This window comes from uncultured Clostridium sp. (assembly GCF_900547735.1).
In the GTDB taxonomy this organism is placed as follows: Bacteria; Bacillota; Clostridia; order Lachnospirales; family Lachnospiraceae; genus Otoolea.
Genome location: NZ_URHZ01000005.1, coordinates 97,447 through 106,790 on the forward strand (window position 1 = coordinate 97,447; position 9,344 = coordinate 106,790).

The following is a 9,344-nucleotide window of genomic DNA, read 5'->3' on the forward strand; positions in this document are numbered from 1 at the left end:
AGGGACGCCCGAAAAGCGTCCCTTTTTAATATTCTTTTAGTCATTCCTGATTGCCGCTAACGGACTCAGCTTCATCGCCCTGAGAGCCGGGAAGAATCCGGCAATCATACCGATCAATACGGCAAATCCAATTGATGCAAAGCCCAGCCACGGCGGAATCATCGACAGCTTGCTGGTCATTCCGTTTAACAGGGCTCCTGCCAGAAATTTATTAATCAGGAAAGAGACACCATAGCTTAAGAGCACTCCGGCCACGCCCCCGACAAAACCGATAAACCCGGCCTCAATCAGGAACATACTTCTGATATTTCCCATTGCGCATCCAAGCACCTTGATAACGCCGATCTCCTTCGTCCTCTCGTAGATGGACATCATCATCGTATTGGCAATACCGATAGCCGCTACAAAGAGAGAAACCGCTCCGATGCCGCCGAGCACGGCCTGCACCATGTTGGACTGCTTCTGGGACTGCTCCAGCCACTCCATCTGGCTGTTTGCCTCGTATCCCATGTTGTTGATGGCCTTCTGGACCTCCACAACATTCTTCATATCATCGACATTCACGGTGGCCTGTTCGTAGACAAAATAGTTGTAAGGTTTGCCTTTTTTGTTGGTCGGCTGTCCCGGGATCGGATTTTTCTTAAAAATCTGCTTGAGCTGTGTTTTCAGCTTCTCGATATCGACGTAAATGCCGTAGCTGTATTCATTCCAGTCCTCCGGTCCGCCTTCCACCATTCCGGCGGTCTTCAGCATATATTTTTTCGGCGGCTTTGCCGGAGATGTCCCATCCCCTCCGGACGGATATTTCGACTGGTAATAGGCATCGGTATCAAAGATCGTAAAGAGCGGTTTATTCATGAAATCCACATCGGGGCCTTCGCCCGTGCTGTAGTCATATCCGTCCCCAGTCTTTGAGTTATAGAAGTTCTGCGAAGCCATATTGCCGACCACCATCTCCATATCCTGGGAGTCGGCGTCGGGAAGTTCTCCCTCACCCAATTTGATATCTTTCATGGCCGATAAGGGAATTCCGACCAACTGGACATTCCCCTCGTAGACTCCCTGTTTCATAATCACATACATATTGAGTTTCGGGTAGGCAGAAACCACATGCGGGATCCGCTCAAACACTTTCATCGTATCATCCGTCATAAAGCTGTCTTCCGGATTGGTCTTATCGCTGGAATTGCCGCGATCGTAATTGTAGATCCGTATCGCGGTCAGGCTCCCCGACGATTCGTACTGCTCCATCGTGAACTTGTTCAGTCCAATTCCCAGAGAAATCATAACCACAATGGAAGCCGTACCAATCACAACCCCCAGAACCGTAAGAAACGTCCTGAGTTTTCTCCGAAGCAGGCTGTTGACACTCATTGACAAAAGATCAAAGAATCTCATCGTCCATTCCTTCTTCCTGCGCCGCCTTCTTCTTTTTCCTGATTACAATTACCGTTGTGGCTGCAATGATAATAATAAGGGCTGCGGCCGGGAAAATCACCATCTTATACTTGCCGAAGAAGGTCTGTTCCCCTTCCATGCCGTCCATTCCCTCCATGCCGTCGATGTTTCCCGCCTCCATATCTCCGAAGTCGTCCGACGCCTCATTGACATAGAGCATCATCTCCTTCTCGATCTCAGTCGCCAGTCCGTTCTCATCTTCATATGAAATGATGATCTTCACTTTCCCGTCATCCTCAGTCGGAGCCACGCCGGTCACCATGGTATCCACGTTGCCCGTCTCGCCCGGCTTGATATTGCCCACATAGGCGTCGGTCGTCTGGATGGAATCGGCCTCAAAACGCGCCATGACATTGTAAAGCAGCACCTTGCCGGTATTATTAATTCCAAACATAACGTTCGTCTCGGAACCCACGTTAATACTGTCCGGCATGACCTCAATCGTACCTGTATTGAGTCTCGGTTCCTGTTTGATCGGAATCGATATCTTGACTTCTTCCTTGGCATTCTTGAACTCCGGGCTGTCATACTGTTCTTTAATTGTCATCGTATAGGATTTCTGACCGGCCGTCGGTGATGATTTAAAAGTCATCTTTAAATCTGTCGTTGCACCGGGGGCCAATTGGTTTACCACCACGGAGGTGGAACCCGTATCCGATGTGAAAACAGGACTGCTCTCCACTTCCTCCGAAGCAAATGTAAACATGATGTTGCTGGATGTTACATTGGATGAGGCATTCTTCATTGTGACATGGAGTTCAAAGGGCTGGCCCGCAAAAACGACATCCGGAACCGTGGAAAAGCTGTCCACGATGATTCTGGCCTTGGTTCTGTCCTCTTCCCCTGCGTCGGCGGAAAGTTCATCCTCATCCTTGCCCACTACCCTGACATAAAATACTTTATCGACCGGATCGATGAAATCGCCTCCGCTCTCTTCCCTGTACGAAATCTTATAATGGATTGGGAAGAAACCCGATTTGACTTCCTCTCTCACCGCCATGCTGTACGGCACGGTGACCGTCTGCTCCGGATCCATGTCTCCCATATACCGCAGGTAATTCCCCTCATTGATATCGAACGGGAACTTCGTAATGTCGGGATCCAGCTGCATGTCTACGCGGACATCATAAACCTTTTTCAGGCCGCTGTTCCTTAAGTTCACTCCAAAGTTCATCACCTGGGAATAGGATGCGGACGGGGTGAACTGGTTTTCACCGATTGCAAAATCATAGTCCAGCTTTGTATTGTCATCCTCTTCCGTGGAACCGTCATAGGCGGAAACCCAGATGTTGACACCCACTTCGATACTGTCGTCAATGATAAAAAACGCCTGGTAATAGCCTGCCGTCAAATCCCGTCTTAATTTATAGCTCAACGTGACACTCTTGGAGGAGCCCGGCTTTACATTGATATCTTTCTCTTTAAACGTGGTGGAGTCAGCCTCGAAGGGGAATGATTTGTCATACCACCGGAGTTCTCCCTCGTCCGAGTCGTCGGCCTCACCGAACTGCCGCTCCATGATCCGCTCATATTCATAGGAATTGGCCAGCCTGATCTTCTTTAAATCGTTATCTCCCTTTGTGCCCTTATTATGGATTGTCATCTTGATGGAAATCTTATTACCCGCTTTTCCCTTCGGCACTTTACTCACTGTGATTGTATCGTCGTTAAACTGGTTCATATCCAGCATCTCCGCCGTCGCCACCTGCGTTCCCATCATTGCCAGCAGTACGACAATCAATGCAATCACCGGCACTCTCTTCCACTTTTTCATTCAGTCTCTTCCTCCCCGTCTTCCGTATCACCACCGGCACGCTGGTGATTTTCTTCTATCTTCACGATTTTTCCGTCGATAATATGAAATATTCTGTCTGCATATGTAGCCAGATGGTCGTCGTGGGTAACCATGACCAGCGTCTGGTTGTGCTCCCGCACGATTTTCTGCATCAGCTTCAGCACCTCCATCGTTGTCCTGGAATCCAGGTTTCCCGTCGGCTCATCGGCAAAGATGATCTGGGGATGCACCACCAGCGCCCTGGCAATTCCGACCCGCTGCTGCTGGCCGCCCGACATCTGGTTCGGCATATGGTTGCCCACCTTATCAAGGCCTACCAGATCGAGGTACTTCTTCGCCCGCTCAATTCTCTTCTTTTTGCCGATTCCCTGAAAGGAAAGGGGCAGCGCGATGTTCTCCACCGCATTCATCGTATTTAAAAGGTTGTAGGACTGGAAGATAAATCCGACCCGCTCCCGTCTGAAGGATACCAACTGGTTTTCATTCAGCTTCTCGATGTGCTTTCCCGCGATGACTATCTCGCCTTTCGTCGGCTTCTCAAGACCCGCCAGCATATTTAACAGAGTCGATTTACCGGAACCGGACGTTCCGACTATCGCGCAGAATTCTCCTTTATACATTGTAAAATCCACACCGTTCAGGGCGTATACTTTCGTCTCACCAACGCGGTAGACCTTGTATAAATTCTTCACCTGTATGGCGGGAACCTTCTCTTTTACAAGCTCTTCATGGCTAAGTTCCACATTGTTTCCTCCCGTGTCATATCCTGGTTTTGCTGCTCTATCTTATTATACATAATAGACTCCCATTGTCCCACCTCATTTTTCTTAAAGTTCCTTAAAGATTTCTTACGCGGGACAGGAGTACAAATCAATTAAAACCGTTGGGTTTGTTATTAACATATTACTGACCCAATTTAACAAAAATGAATTTTAATTAAGCTTTTCAAGCAAAAAAGCAGGCGGCCGAATCACCCTGTTCATCAACAAAAAACGCCTTGATTTCTGCATTTCATACAGAAGCTCAGGACGTTTTAATTTGATTTTTCATCTGACACATACCGGCCAATCACATAACTCAAATCACCTATAATATTATCGTTCCTCTAATTTTGATTCAACCCATGTCTTCTCGTAATAGTTCCTTACTTTCTCAAAATTATATGCCCATTTAATAATACAAAAAACTATCATAGTACATAAAATTGCAACACCAAAATATAAAACGTCTAAAATGTTAAAATCGATTAAAGTCTTAGGATATTTAAGAATACATACCATTAAACAGGCTATTGATAAAAACAACATCTCAAAATTAACAAGGACTGCAATCAAATTATAGGTTCTTCCTCTTGATTCCTTTACCACTCTATTATATTTTTTAATCGTTTGCCTTCTCCCGCTTTTCTCTAATAAGACAATAATGCGCGCTTCCTCATTTCGATAATAAACAATCCTTCCTGTAAAAGGAACTATCAAAAAAACGGTAATAAGTAGATTGCTGCAATGTTATCAACGTCTTTAGTAAAAGCTAGCCCCAATATTGCCAAAACAGCAGTAAACGAAAACGTAAGTAAATTATTTCTGAACAGAAAAATCATAGAGGCGGTTCTGCGCTCGCTTGCTTATATCTGGATCACCCGCTAAAAAGATATCTCCTCGGATGCCCAGCATGTATATGAACCAGAGCTTGATATGCAGACTAGAAAAAGTCCGCCGGTAGGCAACTCTCAATTCTTTGTGTTCAAGTTCTCCATGCAGAAACACGTAATATTCTTTTCAGTATTTTTCATCTTTTCAATCGTGTTTTTCTTAAATTCACCAATCCTTACATAATCTATTTTATTTAAATTTTCCGGTTCTGTTTTTAAATATTTTACAATATGATAAAGCATATGTGTAAACAATCCAATACTATTTTTTAAGGCATTAACTTCAACATAATTAGAATCATTTTCTTTTATTGACAACTGAATATTTAAAATAACACTTATTCGTTTAACCTTGCCGGCATAATTCTTTGCTCGAAGACAAATTTCAATATTGCCTGTTTTAATGTAGTCAAAGGTCTCGTCTATAAGTCTATCTGTACATTCCTCTAACTCAGCAAACAAACTTACTATGTAGTTACAAAATTCTATTTTTTCTTTGACGATTTGTTCCGAACGTTCTCTTTCAAATATTTTATCTTGACTTTTTTTATTTTCTCTTAAGGATTTAAACATAACATACAGTGTAATAATTCCACCAATAATCGCACCTGCATATCCGCCCCAAAATCCAGTCCAATCATTATTGGCCCCCGCAGGAAATAAAGGTATCATCACCAACAAATACACAAATGATGGAACACCAACAAGAATAATAATTCCCACAGCAATTAACCATACTTTATTCTCTTCTATCCATTTTCTCACGCTATTGAACTCATTTCGTTTGCTTTTTTTATCATTATACTGCTTCTTATTACACCGGCAATATAACGAAATATTTCTAAATATTTTTTCTCATTCTTCCCACATATGCTTACTTCTTAATTAACATTTTTTACATTATAACATATACATTATCAGAAATAAACTTAAAAACCCCCCCGAAAGAGAATGCCCCAACATCTTTTAAAACAACATTATCGGTACAATGTCATTCAAATAAGATACATAGATAAGACGGCAGGAAAATACCCGCCGCCTTATCTATTCTATCTTCCCATGCTGCTTCTCATGTTCCGCAATCGCCTGTCTGATCAGATACAGGACTTCTCCGTTGATGGAACGTCCCTCGTATTCCGCCAGTATGGCCAGCTTCCGATGTGTGTTTTCATCTATTCTCAATCCAAGATGTTTATTCTTTTCCATATTTTTTCCTCCGAAGTTTAATATCAAGTACATTTTAAGTACGTTTTGTGATACAATGTTGCAAATGGACTTATTTTAAGTACACAATATTTTCCCCGAATTAGCCACAAAAAAATTTCCAATATTTACCAGTGGAAATAAGGGAACACAGTGATATTCTTTAAAGTAGGGAGGAAAAGAGTATGAAGAGGAACCATATAAAAAATAATCTTATTTATTATTGGTCTGTCCTTGATGTTTTTTTAACCGGACTCTCCGGCTATATCATTCATTTTATTAAAACGGGAAAATTACCAAAAAAAAGAACGAAATATAGCCAAAATGAAATACTGGATGAACTGAGAAAAATTGCAGAGGAAACAGATATGCAATAACCGCCTGCCCTGTTGTCCTTATTTTTTTCAGGTTTCATACTTTCCCAACTGCCTGTGCTGAAATTTCAGGCCGGAAGCTCGTAAATCCTAGCACATACAAATGAAAAGGGGGTAACATTATGAATATAGAGGAAATCTACTCCTGGTACGCAACCGGACCGCGCGAAGAGATCGCCGGTAACCATACGCCTACCAAAGCAGAAAAAAAACTGATAGAAATGATGCGCACCCATCCTGATGGGGAAGTCCTGGAGACGCTCCTGGTGGATGTAATCGCCGACTGGGAGGAGTACGGCTTCAGGGGCGGCTACCTGATGGCTTTAGGACTCCTCACAGCTAAATAAACAGGGGCGGGGAGCGCCGCAAACCGGCAGACGCGGGTTTGCGGCGCTCCTTAAAATTTATCTTCTCTATTCATTTCATTCTGCAATGCAGATATCTCAGCTCCTCTTTCATCATCAAACGGTCCAAACTGGAATCTGCCTGCTAAAAAGGCAGCCCATTCTTCAGACTGCCCTACTTTTTTCCTCTGCCTAAGATATAATCCGCACTCACCCCATACAAATCACACAGCTTCAGCAGATGCCTGATCGGCAGCTCCGATGCTCCTCTCTCATACCGCGCGTACATTGTCTGACTGGTGCCCAGATAATCGGCAACCGTCTGCTGTGTCATGTCACAGTCTTCTCTCAGGTCTTTGATGATTTTCACATATTCCATAATTACATTATCCCCTTTAGTGAAAAAAGGATAACATAGTAAACATATTTACTATTGATTTTAGTACATATATTTACTAAACTATTTTCTAAAGGAGGGCATAAGCTGACAGCGGTTAATTGCGGACTGCAATTTTGCCGCATCATTCATTTACATATCGTATTTACGAAAAACAGGAGGAGGAAAAATGAAACGTAAATGGCACCAGTTTAAAAACAACATTCTGTATTATCTGTCGGTCGCTGATGTTGTTGTAACCGGGTTTGTTTTTCACATTATTCACACCGTGACAAAGCGGAAACGGCCCACAATGATGTCTAAAGAAATGCTGGAAGAATTAGAAAGGCTTGTGGATGAAGACCGGCAGACCAGAAAGAAACATGCCCCTGCCGGGAAGTCTGAGCCGAAAGGATAGGACGCCAAAGCGCCTCTGAAAAACGGTTGCCCTGAGGCGCTGCCGGGTGGCTGCCCGCAAACCGAGTTACCACTGCGGCCGGACTTTCCGAACACGCCGCGGCGGCTTATAAAATGCTTTGTTTTCCTGTTCTTCTCCTCCCTGCCCATTTTTTCAATCATACTACAGAACCTTTCAAAAAGAAATGCTCCAAAAAAGGACCCGGAATCAATGTATTCCGGGCGCAGTGCCGCACTGTGTTCCATTTTTTTTACAAAACCTATGGTAATCTGACCTGAAATGCTATATAATACTTTTCAAAAAGCACAAAAAGGAGAGCCAAATGAGACATTTGTTAAATCCCTTAGATTTTTCTGTCGAGGAGATCGAGCTGCTGCTTGACCTGGCTTCTGATATTGAGAAGAACCCCGGCAGGTACGCCCACGTATGTGACGGCAAAAAGATAGCAACCCTGTTTTACGAGCCAAGCACCAGAACACGTTTAAGCTTTGAAGCGGCAATGTTAAACCTGGGAGGCAGCGTATTAGGTTTTGCCTCCGCCGATTCCAGTTCTGCTGCAAAGGGCGAAAGTGTTTCTGATACAATCCGGGTTATTTCCTGCTTTGCAGATATATGCGCCATGCGTCATCCCAAAGAGGGCGCCCCTATGGTAGCTTCTACCAAATCTTCTATTCCAGTTATCAATGCCGGCGACGGCGGCCATCAGCATCCCACCCAGACATTAACCGATCTCATGACAATCCGCTCTTTAAAAGGAAGAATTGACAATCTGACGGTCGGACTCTGCGGTGACCTGAAGTTCGGACGTACGGTCCATTCACTGATTAACGCCCTGGTGCGCTATACCGGAATCCGCTTCGTGCTGATTTCCCCGCCGGAGCTGCGCGTGCCGGAATACATCCGCGAGGATGTGCTGGACGCCAACCATGTTGAATACACGGAGCTGGAGAACCTGGACGATGCGATGCCGGAGCTGGACATCCTCTATATGACCAGAGTCCAGAAGGAGCGCTTCTTCAATGAGGAAGATTACATCCGCATGAAGGACTGCTATATCCTCGACAAGAAGAAGATGGACCTGGCAAAAGACGATATGTTTGTCCTGCACCCTCTTCCCAGGGTAAATGAAATCTCCGTAGAAGTAGACGACGATCCGCGCGCCGCTTATTTTAAGCAGGTGCAGTACGGAGTGTATGTGAGGATGGCATTGATTATGACATTACTGGAGGTGGAGAAACCATGTTAAATATCAGCGGATTAACAGAAGGCATTGTCCTGGATCATATCCAGGCCGGAAAAAGCATGGATATTTATTTTAAACTGGGTCTGGAAAAACTGGAATGCCAGACCGCCATTATCAAGAATGCCAAAAGCCGGAAGATGGGCAAAAAAGACATTATCAAGATCGACGGCGGACTCGACCTGGTAAATCTGGATATCCTGGGCTATATCGACCACAATATCACGATCAACATCATCAAAGACGGCCATATCGCAGAGAAAAAGAGGGTGAAGATGCCGAAGAAGATTACCAACGTAATCTACTGCAAAAACCCACGCTGCATCACCTCCATCGAGCAGGAGCTCCCGCACATCTTCTATCTCGCCGATGAGAAAAAAGAAATCTACAGGTGTCAGTACTGTGAGGAGAAATATTCAAAATAAGGATTTAGTTGAGATGCGAGGACGCCTCTGTAAGACGGCGGACGGGGTAGTGGGAGGTTG

Annotated in this window: 11 protein-coding genes; 5 read left to right on the forward strand and 6 right to left on the reverse strand. The window is 44.4% G+C overall.

What is annotated here, in order from left to right:
* Nucleotides 1-36: 36 nt before the first annotated feature.
* The 5 genes from QZT18_RS02925 to QZT18_RS02945 form a co-directional block, all read right to left on the reverse strand.
* Complete coding sequence (locus QZT18_RS02925; RefSeq protein ID WP_294144027.1) at nucleotides 37-1,398, reverse strand: ABC transporter permease; 1,362 nt, start codon at nucleotides 1,396-1,398, stop codon at nucleotides 37-39.
* Entirely contained in the window at nucleotides 1,385-3,232 is a 1,848-nt protein-coding gene (locus tag QZT18_RS02930; protein WP_294144029.1) for a CARDB domain-containing protein, read from the reverse strand. Before QZT18_RS02930 ends, QZT18_RS02925 begins: the two co-directional genes overlap by 14 nt.
* Nucleotides 3,229-3,996, reverse strand: a complete 768-nt coding sequence (locus tag QZT18_RS02935) for an ABC transporter ATP-binding protein (RefSeq protein ID WP_294144031.1) — start codon at nucleotides 3,994-3,996, stop codon at nucleotides 3,229-3,231. Before QZT18_RS02935 ends, QZT18_RS02930 begins: the two co-directional genes overlap by 4 nt.
* Nucleotides 3,997-4,982: 986 nt before the next feature.
* Nucleotides 4,983-5,669: a hypothetical protein gene (locus QZT18_RS02940; protein WP_294144033.1), complete on the reverse strand. Its 687-nt coding sequence runs from the start codon at nucleotides 5,667-5,669 to the stop codon at nucleotides 4,983-4,985.
* 279 nt (nucleotides 5,670-5,948) lie between these two features.
* On the reverse strand, nucleotides 5,949-6,110 hold the full coding sequence (locus QZT18_RS02945) for an Arc family DNA-binding protein (protein WP_294144035.1): 162 nt from the start codon (nucleotides 6,108-6,110) through the stop codon (nucleotides 5,949-5,951).
* Nucleotides 6,111-6,292: 182 nt separating this feature from the next.
* Between QZT18_RS02945 and QZT18_RS02950 the strand changes: the two genes are divergently transcribed.
* Nucleotides 6,293-6,484 carry a hypothetical protein gene (locus QZT18_RS02950; RefSeq protein WP_294144039.1) on the forward strand — a complete coding sequence of 64 codons (192 nt, stop codon included), beginning with the start codon at nucleotides 6,293-6,295 and terminating at the stop codon, nucleotides 6,482-6,484.
* Nucleotides 6,485-6,603: 119 nt separating this feature from the next.
* Complete coding sequence (locus tag QZT18_RS02955; RefSeq protein WP_294144041.1) at nucleotides 6,604-6,828, forward strand: hypothetical protein; 225 nt, start codon at nucleotides 6,604-6,606, stop codon at nucleotides 6,826-6,828.
* A gap of 172 nt (nucleotides 6,829-7,000) precedes the next feature.
* Here the strand turns inward: QZT18_RS02955 and QZT18_RS02960 are convergent, their stop codons facing one another.
* A complete protein-coding gene (locus QZT18_RS02960; protein ID WP_125140715.1) occupies nucleotides 7,001-7,204 on the reverse strand; it encodes a helix-turn-helix domain-containing protein in 204 nt (67 codons plus the stop codon).
* 187 nt (nucleotides 7,205-7,391) lie between these two features.
* Between QZT18_RS02960 and QZT18_RS02965 the strand changes: the two genes are divergently transcribed.
* The 3 genes from QZT18_RS02965 (at nucleotide 7,392) to QZT18_RS02975 (ending at nucleotide 9,284) form a co-directional block, all read left to right on the forward strand.
* Entirely contained in the window at nucleotides 7,392-7,619 is a 228-nt protein-coding gene (locus tag QZT18_RS02965) for a hypothetical protein (RefSeq protein WP_294144046.1), read from the forward strand.
* Nucleotides 7,620-7,941: 322 nt separating this feature from the next.
* Complete coding sequence (gene pyrB, locus QZT18_RS02970) at nucleotides 7,942-8,865, forward strand: aspartate carbamoyltransferase (RefSeq protein ID WP_294144050.1); 924 nt, start codon at nucleotides 7,942-7,944, stop codon at nucleotides 8,863-8,865.
* Nucleotides 8,859-9,284 (forward strand): aspartate carbamoyltransferase regulatory subunit, encoded by a 426-nt coding sequence (locus QZT18_RS02975; protein ID WP_294144052.1) that lies wholly within the window; start codon nucleotides 8,859-8,861, stop codon nucleotides 9,282-9,284. Before pyrB ends, QZT18_RS02975 begins: the two co-directional genes overlap by 7 nt.
* The last annotated feature ends 60 nt before the right edge of the window (nucleotides 9,285-9,344 follow it).